At 60.0% G+C, this 17,146-nt stretch carries 19 protein-coding genes; 5 read left to right on the top strand and 14 right to left on the bottom strand.

Annotation, left to right across the window (positions count from 1 at the left end; genetic code table 11):
• Positions 1-84: 84 nt before the first annotated feature.
• The 5 genes from ACVWYO_RS24490 to ACVWYO_RS24470 all read right to left on the bottom strand — a co-directional run bounded on the left by ACVWYO_RS24490 (position 85) and on the right by ACVWYO_RS24470 (position 4,215).
• Positions 85-363 (bottom strand): BrnA antitoxin family protein, encoded by a 279-nt coding sequence (locus ACVWYO_RS24490; protein WP_457355684.1) that lies wholly within the window; start codon positions 361-363, stop codon positions 85-87.
• Positions 344-631, bottom strand: coding sequence for a BrnT family toxin (locus ACVWYO_RS24485; RefSeq protein WP_457355682.1), 288 nt, complete (start codon positions 629-631; stop codon positions 344-346). The genes ACVWYO_RS24490 and ACVWYO_RS24485 overlap by 20 nt, the downstream gene beginning before the upstream one ends.
• Positions 632-1,209: 578 nt before the next feature.
• On the bottom strand, positions 1,210-1,770 hold the full coding sequence (locus ACVWYO_RS24480; protein ID WP_457355680.1) for a recombinase family protein: 561 nt from the start codon (positions 1,768-1,770) through the stop codon (positions 1,210-1,212).
• 114 nt (positions 1,771-1,884) lie between these two features.
• Positions 1,885-3,020 (bottom strand): IS3 family transposase gene (locus ACVWYO_RS24475; RefSeq protein WP_457355678.1). Its coding sequence is split into 2 segments (ribosomal slippage): positions 1,885-2,751 and positions 2,754-3,020, totalling 1,134 coding nucleotides; the frame shifts between segments, so codons are not numbered across the junction.
• A 65-nt stretch (positions 3,021-3,085) separates the two neighbouring features.
• Positions 3,086-4,215, bottom strand: a protein-coding gene (locus ACVWYO_RS24470) for an IS3 family transposase (RefSeq protein ID WP_457349017.1) whose coding sequence is annotated in 2 segments (ribosomal slippage) — positions 3,086-3,954 and positions 3,954-4,215 — 1,131 coding nt in all. Because the reading frame shifts where the segments join, the coding sequence is not laid out codon by codon here.
• Between the two features lie 356 nt (positions 4,216-4,571).
• On the opposite strand from ACVWYO_RS24470, the gene ACVWYO_RS24465 reads away from it, so the two are divergent.
• Positions 4,572-4,796, top strand: a complete 225-nt coding sequence (locus ACVWYO_RS24465) for a hypothetical protein (protein ID WP_457355676.1) — start codon at positions 4,572-4,574, stop codon at positions 4,794-4,796.
• A 249-nt stretch (positions 4,797-5,045) separates the two neighbouring features.
• Positions 5,046-5,243 carry a hypothetical protein gene (locus tag ACVWYO_RS24460; protein ID WP_457355674.1) on the top strand — a complete coding sequence of 66 codons (198 nt, stop codon included), beginning with the start codon at positions 5,046-5,048 and terminating at the stop codon, positions 5,241-5,243.
• A gap of 355 nt (positions 5,244-5,598) precedes the next feature.
• Here the strand turns inward: ACVWYO_RS24460 and ACVWYO_RS24455 are convergent, their stop codons facing one another.
• Positions 5,599-6,717, bottom strand: a complete 1,119-nt coding sequence (locus ACVWYO_RS24455) for a diguanylate cyclase domain-containing protein (protein ID WP_457355672.1) — start codon at positions 6,715-6,717, stop codon at positions 5,599-5,601.
• 1,167 nt (positions 6,718-7,884) lie between these two features.
• Here ACVWYO_RS24455 and ACVWYO_RS24450 point away from each other — a divergent pair.
• The gene (locus tag ACVWYO_RS24450) at positions 7,885-8,577 is read left to right on the top strand and encodes a pentapeptide repeat-containing protein (protein ID WP_457355670.1); all 693 of its coding nucleotides are present in this window, start codon (positions 7,885-7,887) and stop codon (positions 8,575-8,577) included.
• Between the two features lie 520 nt (positions 8,578-9,097).
• Here the strand turns inward: ACVWYO_RS24450 and ACVWYO_RS24445 are convergent.
• The 4 genes from ACVWYO_RS24445 to ACVWYO_RS24430 form a co-directional block, all read right to left on the bottom strand.
• The gene (locus tag ACVWYO_RS24445; protein WP_457355668.1) at positions 9,098-9,994 is read right to left on the bottom strand and encodes an alpha/beta hydrolase family protein; all 897 of its coding nucleotides are present in this window, start codon (positions 9,992-9,994) and stop codon (positions 9,098-9,100) included.
• Between the two features lie 575 nt (positions 9,995-10,569).
• Positions 10,570-11,346 carry a histidinol-phosphatase gene (gene hisN, locus ACVWYO_RS24440; RefSeq protein ID WP_457355666.1) on the bottom strand — a complete coding sequence of 259 codons (777 nt, stop codon included), beginning with the start codon at positions 11,344-11,346 and terminating at the stop codon, positions 10,570-10,572.
• A complete protein-coding gene (locus ACVWYO_RS24435) occupies positions 11,343-12,485 on the bottom strand; it encodes an MFS transporter (protein WP_457355664.1) in 1,143 nt (380 codons plus the stop codon). Before ACVWYO_RS24435 ends, hisN begins: the two co-directional genes overlap by 4 nt.
• Positions 12,486-12,501: 16 nt before the next feature.
• Positions 12,502-13,290 carry a DeoR/GlpR family DNA-binding transcription regulator gene (locus ACVWYO_RS24430; RefSeq protein ID WP_457355662.1) on the bottom strand — a complete coding sequence of 263 codons (789 nt, stop codon included), beginning with the start codon at positions 13,288-13,290 and terminating at the stop codon, positions 12,502-12,504.
• A 141-nt stretch (positions 13,291-13,431) separates the two neighbouring features.
• Between ACVWYO_RS24430 and ACVWYO_RS24425 the strand changes: the two genes are divergently transcribed.
• Positions 13,432-13,611 (top strand): hypothetical protein, encoded by a 180-nt coding sequence (locus ACVWYO_RS24425; RefSeq protein ID WP_457355660.1) that lies wholly within the window; start codon positions 13,432-13,434, stop codon positions 13,609-13,611.
• A 189-nt stretch (positions 13,612-13,800) separates the two neighbouring features.
• Here ACVWYO_RS24425 and ACVWYO_RS24420 read toward each other — a convergent pair whose 3' ends face one another.
• From ACVWYO_RS24420 to ACVWYO_RS24410, 3 genes are all read right to left on the bottom strand, one after another.
• Positions 13,801-13,947 (bottom strand): lmo0937 family membrane protein, encoded by a 147-nt coding sequence (locus ACVWYO_RS24420; protein WP_133190578.1) that lies wholly within the window; start codon positions 13,945-13,947, stop codon positions 13,801-13,803.
• Between the two features lie 210 nt (positions 13,948-14,157).
• Positions 14,158-14,565, bottom strand: a complete 408-nt coding sequence (locus tag ACVWYO_RS24415) for a BLUF domain-containing protein (protein ID WP_457355657.1) — start codon at positions 14,563-14,565, stop codon at positions 14,158-14,160.
• A 247-nt stretch (positions 14,566-14,812) separates the two neighbouring features.
• Positions 14,813-16,252, bottom strand: a complete 1,440-nt coding sequence (locus ACVWYO_RS24410; RefSeq protein ID WP_457355655.1) for an IS1182 family transposase — start codon at positions 16,250-16,252, stop codon at positions 14,813-14,815.
• A gap of 277 nt (positions 16,253-16,529) precedes the next feature.
• Between ACVWYO_RS24410 and ACVWYO_RS24405 the strand changes: the two genes are divergently transcribed.
• Positions 16,530-16,700: a hypothetical protein gene (locus ACVWYO_RS24405; RefSeq protein WP_457355653.1), complete on the top strand. Its 171-nt coding sequence runs from the start codon at positions 16,530-16,532 to the stop codon at positions 16,698-16,700.
• Positions 16,701-16,749: 49 nt separating this feature from the next.
• On the opposite strand, the gene ACVWYO_RS24400 is transcribed toward ACVWYO_RS24405, so the two are convergent.
• The coding region (locus ACVWYO_RS24400; RefSeq protein ID WP_457355651.1) for a recombinase family protein at positions 16,750-17,146 on the bottom strand (397 nt) is incomplete at its 5' end.

The following is a 17,146-nucleotide window of genomic DNA, read 5'->3' as shown; positions in this document are numbered from 1 at the left end:
CGAGCGTCGCAACCCCCGAGACTGTTGTGATGCCGGTTGGCGGCTGATGCCTTTGTGCGGGTTTCCCAGGCGTCAAAGCTTGTGTTAGGCCTGTGCGTCCGACACGTAGCGGCGGAGCACCCGATTGATTTCGGTCTGATATCCATGATCCTGGGCATGTTCCTTGAACCAAGCCACGACATCGGCATCGAGCCGAAGCGTGACGGGCTTCTTCACCGGGCGATAAAGGCCGGGCCGGCGCGCGTGCAGCCAGGCTTCCGGGGGAGCTTCGGGAATGTCGACAGTATCGATCTCGTTCTCCGGCAGCGCCGCGAGCGTGTCGAGCTGGTCCTGCAATTCGGGGCTAAGCGCCTTCTTGCTCATAGCGTTGCCTTTCCTGCCTCGTCGCCTTTCGGGCGCTGATGATACGTGTCTGATCCTCGTTGTGCGGATCAGGGTGGCTGTGGACGACGACGAGCACGACAACCGGCCCGACCAAACCAAGGGCGTGCCACCGCTGTTCTCCGCCCGCGATGCGATCAGGAATGATAACGTGGAATGGATCGTTCCAGACCTCTCTTGCCAACTCGAACGACACACCATGCTTGACGAGGTTCGAAGCAGCTTTTTCGGGATCCCACTCGAACGCCACGCGGACTCCTGTATTGACAATAGCGTACGTACACACGTTTTTGGTCGTTGCAAGGGGCTGAAAGGAATTAAGCTCCGCTACATCTTATCATATCCTCGATTTTTGCGCGCCTTAGCGGTATAGGCCAAGGAACAAATCGCCCATCGAACGGCGACGAAAGAGCGTCCACCAGCGCTGGCGACGATGTTCCGGGCGATCATGTGCCAGGTGGCATCGCTGGCACAGTGCGGCGAGATTTGCTGGATCGTTGTTGCTGGGATTGTGATCCAGATGAGCGCTCGCGAGCACGACGCGCGTTGTTGGCGGCGAAACTGCCGGCGTCGCCAGATCCTCAAAGCAGAGCTGGTGAGGTAGCAAGGCGTGGGGTGCGGGCAGACCTCGCGCACGCCGCCCGCTATCGTTGCGCCAATGTTTACGCTCGTCATCGAACCAGCGGCCATCCCCAAGGTGCAATACGTCGCGGCCGTGAGGGCGCCCACATTGCTCACAACGCCCTTTCGCGCGTTGGAAACGGATTGTCGCCGAGAGTTGAGGCCAATCGATTGGGTAAAACCAGCGTTGTTCGGGACGGATCGGCATCAGGTTTTTACCAAGGGAGCAAGCGCGCGATAGAGGGTCGCATGATGGCACTTAAGAAGCTTAGCGGCTTCGCGAACGGAGGTGCCCTCCCCCACCAATCGTTCGCCGAGTGAGATCTGGTCGACCGTGAGCTTAGGTGGACGGCCAAAGCGCACTCCGCGGGCTTTGGCAGCCGTTCGCCCGCTGCTGGTGCGGTCATGGATAAGCTCGCGTTCGAATTCAGCGATGCCGGCGAACACGGTCAGCACCATGCGTCCAGCGGGCGATGTCGTGTCCGCCCAAGGCTCAGCCAGAGATCGCAGTCCTACCCCTGCCTCCTTCAGCTTCTCTGCTATGTCGAGCAAATCGCGGGTTGAGCGTGCAAGCCTGTCGAGGCGTGTCACCACCAGAATGTCGTCGCCGCGGACTTGGTCGAGCAAGCGTGTCAGCTCCGGCCGATCACGGCTCCCCCCGGACACCTTTTCCTCGAAGGTCCGCTTGCACCCGACGTCCTTTAACGTGGCGCGCTGCAGGCGGAGGTCCTGGTCGTCGGTCGATACACGGGCATAGCCAATCAACATGTCGCAAAACTGTATCAGAAATATAGACTTTAGCAACCGACTTTTGCGACGACAGAGGTGGCTCGGTTCATCTGAACAGCTCGGCGCGATTGCTAAGTGGAGCGTCCGCCGGTTTCATGCCGCTGCGAGAAGCGGCCGGCTGAAGTAGACGTGATCGGGCGTCCTGCGGTCAAGCGATGAGTGCGGGCGTCGTCCGTTGTAGAAGGTCAGGTAACGGCCGATCGAGGCGCGGGCTTCGCCGACCGAGCCATAGGCCCGCAGGTAAACTTCCTCGTATTTCACGGAGCGCCATAGGCGCTCGACGAACACGTTGTCGCGCCAGGCGCCGCGTCCGTCCATGCTGATCGCGATCTTCTCGCGGTGCAGGACGGCGGTGAACGCCATGCTGGTAAACTGGCTGCCCTGATCGGTATTGAAGATCTCCGGCGCCCCGAAGCGCGTCAGCGCTTCCTCCAAAGCTTCGATGCAGAAGTCGGTCTCCAGCGTGATCGATAAGCGCCAGCTGAGCACCCGCCGGCTGAACCAGTCGACGATGGCGATCAGATAGACGAAGCCGCGCGCCATCGGGATGTAGGTTATGTCAGTCGCCCACACCTGGTTGGGCCGCGTCACCGCCAGCTTGCGCAGCAGATAGGGGTAGATCTTGTGCCCTGGAGCCGGCTTCGAGGTGTTCGGCCGTCGGTAGATCGCCTCGATCGCCATCTTCTTCATCAGCGTCGAGACGTGCAGCCGGCCGACCTTGATGCCTTCGGCGGCAAGCAGGTCGCGCAACATCCGGCTGCCAGCGAACGGGAAATCCATGTGCAACGCGTCGATCCGCCGCATGATCGCGAGGTCGGCAGCCGAGGTCGGTCGCGGCAGGTAATAGACGCTGCCGCGGCTGATCCCCAACTCCTGCGCTTGCCGCGTCACCGGCAATGCGTGCGAACGGTCAATCATCGTTTTGCGCTCGGCAACAGTCCCGCCTTGCCGAGCGCCCCGGACAAAAAATCATTCACCAGCGTTAGTTCGCCGATCTTGGCGTGCAACGTCTTTACGTCGATCGCAGGCTCGGCCGGTTCACTATGGCCGTCCGACCCGAAAACTCCTGCTGCCCCTTCCAGCAACTGGCCGCGCCAGATCGTGATCTGGTTCGGGTGAACGTCGAACTGCTGCGCCAGCTCGGCCAGCGTCTTCTCGCCCCTCACGGCAGCCAAGGCCACCTTCGCCTTGAAGGCCGGGCTGTGGTTCCGGCGTGTTCGCTTCGTCATCTCAGAGGTGGCTCCGCTTGTCTGAACAGGCTCGCGGTCTGGATAAGTGGACTACCGCGGGTTGATCATGCCGCTGCGAGAAGCGGCTGGTCGAAGTATACCTGGTCCGGTGTTCTGGCGCCAAGGGCTGAATGTGGCCGGACGCCGTTATAAAATGCGAGATATCGACCGATGCCGGCGCGGGCTTCGGGAACCGAGGCGTAGGCATTGAGGTACACCTCTTCGTATTTCACCGAGCGCCACAGGCGCTCAACAAACACGTTGTCCCGCCAGCACCCTTTGCCATCCATGCTTATTGCTATCTCTTCGCGGTGCAGGACGGCGGTGAAGGCCACACTGGTGAATTGCGAGCCTTGGTCGCTATTGAAAATGGAAGGCTTGCCGTACCGTGCGAGCGCTTCCTCCAACGCAGCGACGCAGAACGCGACATCCATCGAAATCGACACTCGCCAGGCCAGCACCCGTCGGGTGAACCAATCGACGATAGCCACCAGATAGACGAAACCGCGAGCCATTGGGATGTACGTGATATCCGTCGCCCAGACCTGGTTCGGCCGGATCACTGCCAGCTTGCGCAGCAGGTACGGATAGATCTTGTGCCCCGTCGCCGGTTTCGACGTGTTCGGACGGCGGTAGATCGCCTCGAGCCCCATTCGCTTCATCAGCGTCGCGACATGCCGTCGCCCGATGACCACGCCTTCCTGCCGGAGCAGATCGCGCAGCATCCGGCTGCCGGCGAACGGATAGAGCAGATGAAGCTCATCGATCCGCCGCATGATCAACAGGTCGGCCGGCGAGACAGGCCGCGGGAGATAGTAGATGCTGCCGCGGCTGATCTTGAGCTGCTGCGCTTGACGGGCCAGCGGCAGCTCATGGTCACGGTCGATCATCGCTTTGCGCTCGGCAACAGACCGGCCTTCCCGAGCGCACCGGCCAAAAAATCGTTCGCCAGCGTCAGCTCGCCAATCTTTGCGTGCAGCACCGTTATATCGACCGCTGGTTCGCTCGCTGCCGGCACCGCTCCGAACACGTCTGACGCCCCCTCCAGCAGCTTGGACCGCCACTGATTAATGAGGTTCGGGTGCACCTCATACTCCTGCGCCAGTTCGGCCAGCGTCTTCTCGCCTCCCACGGCAGCCAGCGCCACCTTGGCCTTGAATGCCGGGCTGTGGTTCCGGCGGGGTCGCTTGCTCATCTTGCCTCCTCTTCGCGGCCAGCATGGCCGCTCTCAGATCGGCAATCCACTTATCCCCGCTGTTCAGATTCCTAGAACCACCTCTTCTCATCTCCTGTTCGGCAGCCATGCTGGCCGCCTTCAGGCAGAAACTCCACTTAGCACCCTGTCCAGATTTGCCGGGCCACCTCTGACAGCAAGCCAGCAAACGCATAGATCGGGCCGCTGTCGCAAAAACTTAGGAGTTTCGCGACAACTTTTTTACAAGTTGTTCACGTGGTCTGGTGACACCGTAGGCATCGAACAAAACGAGCGGCTGGCCCATTTTATTTGTTCCGCATCCATAACATACACCAAAGTGCGGATAGGAGAGAAAGATGACCGCAGCTTACATCGAGCATAGACCTAAGAGCACGGACCAGAACGCAGCGACCACCCATTTCACTATCGTCGCGAATGGCAAGGACAACGGTTCATACTCCACGCAAAAAGCCGCCAAGGATAAGGCGTGCGCGGATGGGTACCGCCCGGTACATGTCGCACGGGTTCGCCACCTTCAGGATCGCGACAAGCCTGATCATTGGCGCGCTGATCCCTGCTGATCGAGAAAATACAGCCGGGGGCTTGGTACGTCCTCGGCCGACAACCTTGTAGGGCAAAGCCGCGTTCTCGTTTCTCTGCCGCCATCCGGTCATTTGAGAAAAGCCAAGCGCTAATACATTTTGGAAAATAATTCTGCATGGGCCGCAACGCCCCTGCCCCGGCTCCCATGCTGGCTACGGTTTTCCTTTCGAGAAGGCCGGGATCGCCGCTGGGTTCAGTCCTGGCAACATCGATGCTATGAGTGACCGATGCTGACAACCAGACCTAAATGGCGGGCCGATCGCGGCGCGCGCGCTCTGAAAAAAGTTAGCGAGATCGAAGCCTCAATCGTGGCGCTGCATGACGAAGACCTCTTGGATCTCTATGACATATTCGCAGAGGCGGCCACCAGCGCATTGGGGAAGCTTGCCGCACACGAAATGGCGCGCCGGAATCTGACAGCGTAGGTCGGCTGACCCCAAACTACGCTGCTCCGGCCTACCGCTGCCGCACCTGAAAGCCGATGTGTTGCAAAAGGGTCCCTTTCGAACGGCACGAAGCGTTGCGTACATCAACAAAAAAATGGGCCCGCGTGAGCGGGCCCTAAAGTGTTAGGAGAGGATGCCTGAAAGGCGTCGCCATGCTGCACTTGCGAAAGGAATGACGCAAGCCCTACCTCGACATGAATCCACAAAATCAATGTTTTCCTGATGCAAAAACCAAAGCTTTGCATCATCATCCGAGGGAATGGGCACGCTGAGCCTTGCTAAGCAGCGCCGGGGAATAGCTACCTCTGATCTGATTTTCTCACCCGGCGCAGAATCAAGCCGAAGCGACCGCTTGCACCTCGGCTTCGGACAAGTGGGCATCGAAGAAGGATAATTGTCCCTTGCCGCGGGCCTTGGCGAGATACAGCGCAGTGTCGGCGCAGGTGATCAAGCGTTCGAGGTCGATCCCGTCGCGCGGGGCGATTGCAATTCCCACACTGACCGAAATCCGCAATTCCTTTCCTTCAAACAAATAGGGGGCGCTCAATTTTTTGACGATGCGCCGGGCGAGCATCTCGGCTTCGCTCTTCTGTGCTATCATAGTTTGAAGCACGATGAACTCGTCTCCGCCGAGGCGGGACACCGTATCCCCGGTGCGGACGGTCGCCAGCAATCGGTCCGCCACCTCGCGCAGCACGGCGTCGCCCGCGGGATGTCCGTGTAAATCATTGATCGCCTTGAAGCCGTCAAGATCGAGGAAATGAAGTGCCATATGGCACTTCGTATTTGCCATTGCGGCAAAGTTTTCTTTGAACGCTTCGCGCAACCATAGCCGATTGGGGAGCTTGGTAAGCGCGTCGCGTCGGGCAAGGAAACTTAGATCATGCTTGGCAGTAAGATGCGCCACCATCGTGCAATAGAGATGATTTACGCTGTGTAGACTGAGGATGGCGGTGGTCGCCATCAGTAGCGCCTCGATCGTGAACAGCTCACTGTGCAGCGGACTCGCGTCGTCCATAAGCGCATGCAGTGAAAGGCCAATCACCGTCGGCACGACTGCCAGCAACAAGCTTATCACGCAGATCAACGGTCGGATTGAAATCCGGGCGACAAGACCAGCGCCAAAACCGAACACAAGGCTGACCGCGATCATGTGGACCAGCGGCAAATGGGAAACCAGCATTCGTACGTTGAAAAAGCCGAGAAGGAGCGCAAAAGCATAATTGCCTATCGCATATCCCCGCTCCCAGCGCCTGGTGGCGGTTATCTCACCGGCGGCAACATTACGGGCCCGATAGTCGCGGATGACGAGCAGCCGGAACATGGTCACGATCGTTCCGAGTGCCGAAAGGCTCGCGACGACGGGATCGCGCCACTGCCATGCAACCAGGGCGGTCACGCCTATAAAGACCATCCCCATGAATACTACTGGGACCGCCATGCTGAACAGCATATCGATAAGCTCGCGATACACAGCGTCGGGTAAGGGCGCTGTGCCACGGAGCGGATTAAAAAGGTTCGAACCGCCTGGTCTAAATTCTTGGCGTCTGGTCATGCACCGCTATAGAATTGCTAAGTTAACGAAACGCGTAATCCGTCTCTGCCCGTCTCCGTTAGCCGCGTGATCGAACATATTGAATCCAGCCATGTTTGATGCAAAAATCACAAGTTTTGCATCACGCTCGAAACGGTGGAATCTTGGCATGCGATGATGCAAAAATTTGACGCGCGGCCGATCGCGGATTTCAGGGCTTTTTGAAAAGCGGATCTATAATCGCATCTGAAACGCGGGCTATTCCGTAACGTCCTCTCAACCTCTGTAATTTTCACCAGGGCGACTGCATGCTTATCACGTTCACGCCGCTCGCTGGCAGCACCGACGTTTTCGACATTGTAGTGGATCGGCGAGTTTTGGGAATCGTTTGGCGCTCGACGGAGTCTGGCATGCACACGCTCAGAATATGGCCGATCCCAAGATTTCAGCCGCTTCGCGCGAGGCCGCTGCGGAAGCGTTGCTCAATTCTCGATGACTGTTCGCTGCGATCAGCGTAAGCACAAGATCACCAGCAAGCTTGGTCGAGATTGATGCGGTAATGTCCGCTGGGCGCTTTCTGCCGTGCCGGTTGTTGCAAAAGGGTTCCCTTTTGCGACAGCAGCTATCAGCGAGGAAAGCGGCCGGTCGGCTAGCGCCGCAAACCCGGTCGTTCAGTCTGTACGTGCGCGATCCTGAAACCTGCCGTTCAAGCCATCATCAGAGCGGCTCGTTTGGAGACGATGGAACCACTCCCGCATTACGCCTTCCCGCTCCACGTTCCCTTTCGGGAATGGCAGAAACCGCCCCATGTCGCCATTCTTGGCGCTGAGCGCTTGCCAGAGAGCCGTCGTTCGTTTCAGCTACCTCACTATATGGTTCACGCGTGTTGCGATAATCCCAAGAGAGTAGGCACTCATGCAAGGTGGAGTTTGGGTCTTGCTAACCTGGCTTGCGCCATGCGTGCCTGTAGGTCTGTTCGGCTGGTGGCGAGCTAGCATATTGCGAACTCTCGCCGCGGAAGCGTGGACCGTTATCGCCTCGGCTAAGCGACTGCTTGCTCAACCGATAAGCGGCTAAGAGAGGCAGATGAACGATCTATTTTCCGGCCGCTCCGTTCGTGAGCAGGCATTGTCGCGACCCGAGATCGAGCGTTTGTGCGCATTATCGTCACCGTCCCATCTGATCGATTGCGATCTTGAGGGGGTCGAACTCGCTGGGTTAGACCTAGCGCATTGGACGTTCGAGCGGTGCAATGTGCGCCGTACCGATTTCACCGGATCGAGATTGGAGGGCGCGACTTGGCGGTCCTGCCGTGGGCCTTTCGCCCAATTCACCGGCGCTGATTTGACCGACGCAACCTTCGTGGCGAGTGACTTCAACAATTGCGTTTTGCGGCGGTCAACCCTCACCGCCGCGACATTCCAGCGATGTAAACTGACGGGTGCAGACCTATCCGAGGCAAAAGCCCTCGATATTCGCTTCGATGAAACGCTCTTGATAAACGCCAAACTGCCGGGATACTCGTTCCGCAAGCAAACCTTGAAGAAGATCGACTTTGGACAAGCCGATCTGCACAAGTGCGACTTTCGCGCAGCTATTTTCGAGGAGTGTAGCCTTCGCGATGCGAACATGACAGGTTCGCGCTTCGACGGTGCCGATCTGCGTGGGGCTGACCTAGGCGGATTGCGACTGGTGGACGCAAGCCTGTTTCGTGGCGCAACCATATCTCGCGAGCAGGCAGGGCAGCTGTTGAGCGAACTTGGCATCAACGTCCGATAGGAATGACCGCCATAAGTCTCTGCCTCCAGAGGCGGCCGATCGTCAAACCACCATCTTGTGGCGTCCGCGATCAAGGCCGCTTCTTTCCCGTGCAACGCTGGTTTGCGAGAACGCGGCATCAGAGTCAGCTCACTTGGGGCTCACGCGTTCAGCCGGTAAGGCGGTCGGGGCCGATGATCTCCTGGCCGGGATTGCCGACCAATACCGCATGCAGAGTCGCACGGGCGATGACCGTGGCCGGATTGATACGGACCAGCGGCGCCAGATGGGCCGCAACGTGGTCAGCAGCTCGACCGCGCGCCGTTCGCCCGACCTAACGACCTGCCGCTCGCCGTCGACCAAGCCCGGCCGGGCGATCGTCAACGAGGCGAAGCCAAGCCCTGCCAGGTCGCGCTCAAGCTGGCCTTTAACCTTCCCTTTTGGGAATGCCGGCGCTTTCTCATTGGCCGGGTTGATGCGACCACGCTTTTGCGTCTGGTTCGGCTCGATCGGGTGGCACCGCATCTTACCGACTGGTGAGTCAATGTTTGGCCGGGAGCGAAACGAGCCAACGCACCACCCGATCGGCGAGCGCGATGCGCTTGTCGGAGAAGCTGTGGTCGGTCTCCCAGGTTTCGGCGTGCAAATGCTGCGCGCCCGCCTTGCGGGTGGCCTCTGCCAGCGCACCGCCAAACATCGCTATTCCGCGCGACGCGCCTACGATTTCTAGCGGCCGACCAGCTAGCGCGGGGGCTGTTGCCACCAAATCGAGCGCAGGGCCGGCATTTTCTGTCTCGGCCATCAGCGCCTGTTCGCTCGTGCCCGAAAGCGGCGGCAAGTCGGCACGGATTTCGCCTTCGAGGAAGGCCGCTTTTGCGCGCGGGTCGACGAACGAGCGGCCGATCGCTGCGAAATCGACAGGGTCGATCAGGAAGGCACCGAGGAGCGTCGGATCGTCAGCGACTGTGCGCGCCGCGACCATCCCGCCGAGGCTATGGCCGGCGACGGCGATATGGCCGGAGTCGATGCCGTATTTCGCTACCGTGGCGGGAGCGCGCAGAAAGTCGACGGCTGCCGCGGCGTCCTCCTCACAATGCAGGAACGAAAACGCTCCGCCTGAACCCCAGGATCCGCGATAGTGGAAGGTCAGAACGTTCCAGCCAGAGCGACGTGCAGCCTGGGCGAGATCAAGATTCTGCTCGTTGCCCGGGAAGCCATGGAGCAACACCAGCGTCGGGTGCGCGCCGGCCCCGGTGGCGGTGTACAGCACCGCGTTCATTCCCGCGCCGTGCGACGGGATGACGAACGCGGCGATCGCCGCAGGATGGGCGGGGTCGGGCGTGGGATCGGAGACCACGGCGGGTGCGATCTGTTGTGCTGCGAGCGGCGTTGCTAACATTAGCGACGCGCCCAGCGCCAGAATCGAAATCGTCCGCATCGCATTGCCCCCGCTTGCGCCTGAGCAAACCAGCCTATTCGCTTTCGAGGTCCCGCGCTACATGCGGTGCGCGCAACAATATCGGCCTTTAGGATATGGGCGATACCCACCGTTTTCGAGGAACGATAATGAACCATGGGCAAGTAGTATCGCGCGTTATCGTGCTGCACGGCGCGTATGGAGGGCCTGACACGAATTGGTTTCCGTGGCTCGATGCCGAGCTTAAGCGCTCAGGAATCGAGGTGGTACGGCCCCGGTTTCCTACGCCACACGGGCAATCGCTGGAAGCGTGGTTCGAGACTTACGACCAAGCCGTTGCTTTATTGACCCCGGCTCCGACCATGACCGGACGCGCGAGGCAAGGCAAGCATTTACGCGCCGGCCTTGAAGCTGGTCGTATGGGTCAGCTGCGAAGGACGACAGATAGACGCCGACCCTTCCCGCAAAGGAGCGTCTGGCGGGAACCTCGCCGCCTCGATCGCGCTGACGGACGCCTGCGGGTTTAGCTTTCCCAAAATCTGTTCGATTTCGAGAACGCCGATGCCTTCTCACAGGGTTCATCTGCGGCACATTCGCTATGATAAAATGCGCAGTGCTTCGGCATGAAGTGCCGAAGTAGCGGCAACTAACACTGCGCCGCCCTTCTCGGCCCGGCCTCCGTCGAGGCGTGTGACGACACCACCCGCGCGCTCGATGATCGGGATCAGCGCAACGATGTCATATGGCTGGAGCGAGGGTTCGATCGCCAGGTCGATACGGCCTGCGGCGATCATCGCCATCGCGTAGCATTCGCCGCCATAGCGGATCATCCGCACCGCCGCTTTCAACCGTGCGAAACCGGGCGCGAGGTCATCGCCGAAATGCTCGGGCGAGGTGGTGTGCAGGATCGCGCAATTCAGGCTACCGACGTCGCGCGTTGCCAGCGGGCGGCGCACACCGTCACGCTCGGTCCAGGCACCGTCGCGATCCGCCCAGAAGCGTTCGCGCGAAAAGGGCTGGCTCATCATCCCCAGCTCGGCACGTCCGTCGACCGTCAGCCCGATCAACGTCCCCCAGACGGGTAGACCGCAAATGAACGGGCGTGTGCCGTCGACCGGATCGAGCACCCATTGAAAGCGCCCGCTTCCCGTCAGTCCGAGTTCCTCGCCGAGAATGCCATGATCGGGAAAGCACGCACCAATTTCGGCGCGGATCGCGACCTCCGCCGCACGGTCCGCATCGGTCACGGGGTCGAAGGTGTAACCCTCCTTCACCTTGGTATCGACTGCGATGTCGGTGCTGTAGCGAGGCATCGTCTCGGCATCCGCAAGATCGGCGAGGCGATGAAGGAAACCGGCGTCGGGAAGGATCATGACGTGCGCCCGCCAGAGGTCGCAGCCTTTGCGCAGAGCGGCACGAGACACAGAAGCGCGGTGAGCAGCCAGAAAGTGGCGGGGAGGCCGATGATTTGCGCGATAAAGCCGATCCCGGCAGGACCTGCGAGGATGCCGGCGTAACCGATGGTCGTGATCGAGGCGATCGCAAGGCCCGCCGGCATGACGTTTTGCGCGCCCGCTTGGCGGAATAGGATGGGCACGACGTTCGAAGCGCCTAGACCGATCAGCAGGAACCCAAGGAGTGCGACCGAAGCGACCGGTGCCAGCAGCATGACGCCATAGCCGACAAGCGAGAGCAGTCCGCCCCATAGCATAGTACGCCGATCTCCAAGCTTGGCGACGATCGCGTCGCCGGTCAGGCGACCTGCGGTCATCGCCACCGCGAAGACGCTATAGCCCAGCCCTGCCTGGGTGACCGGCAGCAGGCCCTTGCTACTCAGCAGCAACCCACCCCAGTCGAGCATCGCGCCTTCGGTTAGGAAGGTGATGGCAGCGAGCGCCGCGAGCAAGACCACTATCCCGCGCGGGATCACGATCAGCGGGGCCTCCTCGCTTTTAGGCGTTGGAATAAGCCCGGGCGCGGCCACTACCAGCGTCGCGACCATCAGGAGCGATGCCGTGACGACCCCGGCGATCGGACTGATCTTCATCGACAAGACAGCGGTCAGCAGCGCCGATCCGACGAAGCCCCCGACGCTGAACAATCCGTGGAACCCGGACATCAGCGGCTTGCTTGCTTGCTTCTCCACTTCGACCGCATGCACGTTCATGCCGACTTCAATTACGCCGAGGAACGCGCCGAACAACAGGAGCGCGGCCGCCATGGTGGGCACCGTTGGCGCGAAGGCGAGGAAGGGCAGCATGATCGCCTGCCCGATTCCGCCGACAAGGATCGCCGGTCGTGCGCCGAGCTTCGATGTCAGCGGCCCGGCGAACTGCATCGCGCCGACGGAGCCAAGACCGAGACACAGGAGCAGCAGCCCGAGCGATGCGTCTCCGATCGCCAGCCGGTCCTTGGCAAGTGGAACAAGGGGAGCCCAGCAGGCAAGCCCGAAGCCCGACACGAGAAAGGCCAGACGCGTCGCGAGGCGCGCACCGGAACTGGGATTTGTCACGGATAATATCCTCGGATCAGGGCTGGGCTTGCGGGGCGGCATGCGCAATCGTCGCGCGGCTCTCCGTCAGGTCGCGTACAACGTCGGCATCAGCGTCGTGCTCGACCACAATATACGTAAGGGCATCGACGCTACAGACGCGGTGCGGCGCTTGTCGGCCGAGCTTGTCGTTCGTTGCAAGGACGATCGTCCTGCGACTACGGGCTATCAGCTCGCGTTTGAAGGTGGCGTCGGCGAGGTCATACGCACTGACGCCCCCTTCAACGGACGCAGCGCACGCGCCGAGGAAGCACAGGTCGATGTTGAGGCGCGAGATCGCGTCGAGCGCCGTTCCATCCACAGCGCCGCCAACCATGCGATCGATGATGCCGCCCACCACAAGGAGATCGATATCGTCGCGATGTTGGAGCGCAGCAGCGATCGTGATCGAACTCGTTGCAATGGTAAGATTGAGGTACGGCGGAAGTTTGTCGACGAGGGCAAAGTTACAACTTCCGTTGTCTACGAAAACGAAGCTGCCCGGTTCTACGAACTCAAGGGCAGCGTCGGCCAGCGCCTGCTTGCGGTGCACGTCCGCGCCGACACGCTCTGCCATTGGCGTAGCCCCCCCGACGACAGGCAACGCACCGCCATAGACGCGGCGACATAGGCCCTCTGCGGCTAGGCTGCGCAGGTCTCGCCGAATGGCATCTTCAGAAAGTCCGAACTCTTCAGCAAGCGCGCCGGAACGAACCGGTTGGCCAGAGGAGAGGCGGGCAAGAATCGTATCGCGCCGGCTTGACGGAATATCATTTGGCATGCGCATCACTTAGTCCAGAAAACGTGCACAATCAAGATTTATAACGAAAATAACGTGTAAGAACGTGCATCCAATAGGTTCCGAGAGGACGGGATTAGCCTCACGCATGAACCAGCGGCTCTTTTGTCCTGGCCCAAGTCAGACCAGATGTGGATCGCGCTCGCCTTCACGCGCGCGCACCTGTCGAAGCCGCTGCCGATCGAACGGATGGGGGAGGCCGCGCGGCTAAGTCCGCGCCAGTTCGGCCGTATGTTCCGGAAAGAGACCGGGGCAACGCCCGCCAAGGCGAACGAGCGGCTTCGCGTCGAGGCTGCTGTCGCTAAATAGCCGTCCGTCTGCTTCCCACCCACTTTTGGCCGTCCGCGATGCAAAAATCAAAAGTTCTGCATCAACGTAACAGCGCAAAGCGTTCGTTCGGCTGACGCCTATTGCTGACAGGCGATAGCGGCACGGCGAGAGAGGGATTGGTCGTCCCTCCGACGCCGCGCTGCTAAACACGTAAGATCAAGCGACCACCTATACCGCGCGACGGCCGCTCACCAGGTTGAAGATTACCACGACCACCGCGGCGACCAGCAGAAGATGGATCAAGCCGCCCCCGATATGGACAGCGAACCCAAGGACCCAGAGAATTAGGAGAATTACGGCAATGGTCCAAAGCATGGGAAAGCCTCCGATCGGCGGATGCCACAATAGCATCCTTCTGAAGCCAAAACGCTACCGTAACAGAAAGTGTTCCTTGGCACTCAAGTCCTCCCATCCTGTGCGGAGGATCGTATACTCCCGCTCTCAAGCGCGTTGCGGTCATAATAAGCATGCCGGTTCTTCCGGAAGGAAATCCACGCGCGGATCCCCGGCCAAAGACTGCGGAGTCTACACCCTCCAATTTCGAAACGCACCCGTAACATCTGCTGTCTGAGCTAAAAAGTCATCCAGCTGGTTTCGCGCAAAATCCTGGGGATAAAGATAGGCCATCGACCAGTCTGCATAACGTCGAATGTGGGTTGGACCATCCGCCATTATTTTTAGGCTATGGTGCCTTGTATCGACGGCGATCCGGCTCATAAGCGCGTGCAACTCGGTTTTTGGCCCCTCCAGCAATTGTGCGAAGCGCCCATTCTGATACGTTAAAATTCCAGTGATTTCGGCATGCAAGTTATGAGGTTGGGACAGTGCGCAGATTGTTCGCACGTCTGCATCCAGCATTCCATTCGGAGCCGTGGCCACGCTCACGTAAGATAGCTTCCACAGGCGCAACTGACGGCTCCAGTTCTCTGGCACCGCCCCCGCGACGCCAGCTCGCTACGTACGGCAGCAGCGCAATAAGAGAAACGTCTATTCCACAAGTCGATTGGGTTCCGCCCGCTCCGCTGTTCCGCCAGAACCAATGGTAAATCGCAAATTAGGCGTGGCTAAGGCCCAGTGCATCCCAGAGGTCCGCAGTTGGTCGAGGCTGTGTAAAAACGCTTCGGCACGGCATGATCAGAGCATCGTCCGAGCCGCGTCGGGGCCGCTGGAAGTCGATTGATCAGGTGCGGATCGCCAAGATGAGGAACCAAACGCCGAACAGGCGGATCATTCGCTTGATGTTGTAGGCGAGAACCGAGAGGCTCATTTCGGTTCGAACCTTTTCGAGCGTTTTTGTCAAAAGATGCGCGCTACTCGACCATGATTTGAGCGTACCAAACACGTGCTCGACGGTTTTTCGGCGCTGGATCATCGCATCGGGCATATGGTCGAGCCGCGCCTGCATGACATCGAGCACGCCTTCATGCTTCCAGCGCATGACGCGCTTTACCTTTTCAGGCGTGCAGCGTGGCCTGAGCGCGCACGTGTGGCATGCGGCAAGATTGCGATATTGATCCATGTCGTCGCGCCGATCGGAGCGGGCTGTCGCCTTGGTCAACGTCGCGCCCGCAGGGCATGTGTAATGATCTTGCTCGGCGTCGTAGACGAAGTCGTGGCGGCTAAACATGCCGGTCTTGATGCCGATCGCGGTATGCGACTTGGGAATGCACGGCAGCACGCCGGTCCCCTCGCAGGCCAGCACCTGATCGCCGTTGTAATAGCCGCGATCGGCAATGACGGTGATCTCGTCGACCCCCATGGCGTGCTTGGCATCAAGGCCCATCGGCACGAGCTGAACGCGATCGTTGCCCTCGGTAACGACCTCGTGAGCGACGATCAGATGGTGCTTGGTGTCGACGGCAGCCTGCAGGTTATAGCCAACGATACCCGTCCCACGGCCGCTACTGTTCATCGAGCGCGCATCCGGGTCGGTGAGCGAGACCTGATGGTCGGGGGCCGCTTCGATCCGGCGCTCCATCTCCTCCAGAAACTGCATGTGGCGGCGCAGACCCGCAAGCTTCTCCTTGATCCGATCTGTCCTGGCTTCGGCGACATCGCCGGGCTCACGGTCAGCCCGGTCGAGTGCCGCCAGGTAGCGCTCGATGCTGGCGTCCACCTGTTCGATGCGCCTGGCGACCTTGTTCGCCGTGAAGTTGCGGTCCCGATTGTTGACCGCCTTGAACTTGCTGCCGTCGATGGCGACCACCGCCTGACTGAACAGCCCCAAGGATCGGCACAGCATAACGAATTGCCGGCACACCGCCCGAAGCGCCAGGCCATTGTCGGAGCGAAAGTTCGCGATGGTCTTGAAGTCGGGTGCGAGACGTCCGGTCAGCCACATCAGCTCAATATTGCGCTGCGCTTCACGCTCGAGCCGACGGCTCGACTGAATCCGGTTCAGATAGCCGTAGAGGTAGATCTTGAGCATCGTCGAAGGATGGTAGGCCGGGCGCCCGGTCTCAGCGGGCGTCGCTCCGGCAAAACCCAACACGTGGAAATCGAGTTCGTCGATAAAGGCCTCGACCACCCGCACCGGATTGTCCTCAGACACGTAATCATCAAGCGATGCAGGCAGCAGAAAATCCTGCCGGCGGTCTTCCCCTTCAACGAAACGGCCCATCTCAAAGCCTCCCGCAATTTCGGGAAAACCATAGCATATTCTCGCGTTTTTACACAGCCTCGGTCGCTTTCTGCCGTCCCGGTTGTTGCGAAATGGTTCCCTTTTACAACGGTAGGAAACGCCCAAGGACGGTCATCACCTTCGTTTTTTGCGATGCGTTAGCGCCGTATCTCTATTGTCGGTCTGTGCCGCCGCTGGACATCTTGACTCCAAACACGCGCAGGAATCTACTCCTCGTGCTCGTGGAATTACGGACTCTTCGATTTGGAGGACGAACGTGGGGCAACGTGACGATTCAGCTTATTTTGAAAAGCGGATTTCAGAAGAACAGAAGCGCGCCGAGCTTGCCGCAGACCCGACCGTGGCGCTCGTTCATCTCAACATGATGGCCGAATACCAACACCGGTTGATGTTTGGTCGCGCGCGCAAGGAACGGTCTCTGGAATAACCGGTTTTGCGAAACTGTGCCGCCAATCAGCACTCCACTATAACTGGCATTAGGCCCCACTTCGGTACAGTCGCGATATCGTTGACTGATCGACATCGAATAGGGCGGCAACCGTGCGCTGCGTATCGCCAGCGGCGAGCCGCTGTAGCGCTTCTGCCTGCTGGTGAGGGGTAAGGGCAGCACGCCGGCCGAACTTCACGCCACGGGCTTTGGCTTGGACCCTACCGGCAGCGGTGCGTTCGGTAATCCGGTGGCGCTCGTAGCTCGCCGCAACGCCCAGCACGGCGATGATAACCTCGGCAAATTGCGAGGTGGTGTCCACCATCGGCTCTGCGATCGAGCGGAAGCCAGCGCCGGCCTCCTTCACCGCATGAAGGATGTTCAACAGGTCACGGGTGTTGCGGGCGAGACGGTCTGTTGCTGTCACCATCAGCACGTCGCCAGCA

This window comes from Sphingomonas sp. UYP23, from assembly GCF_054059235.1.
This window is presented reverse-complemented; position numbering and strand designations above follow the sequence as displayed.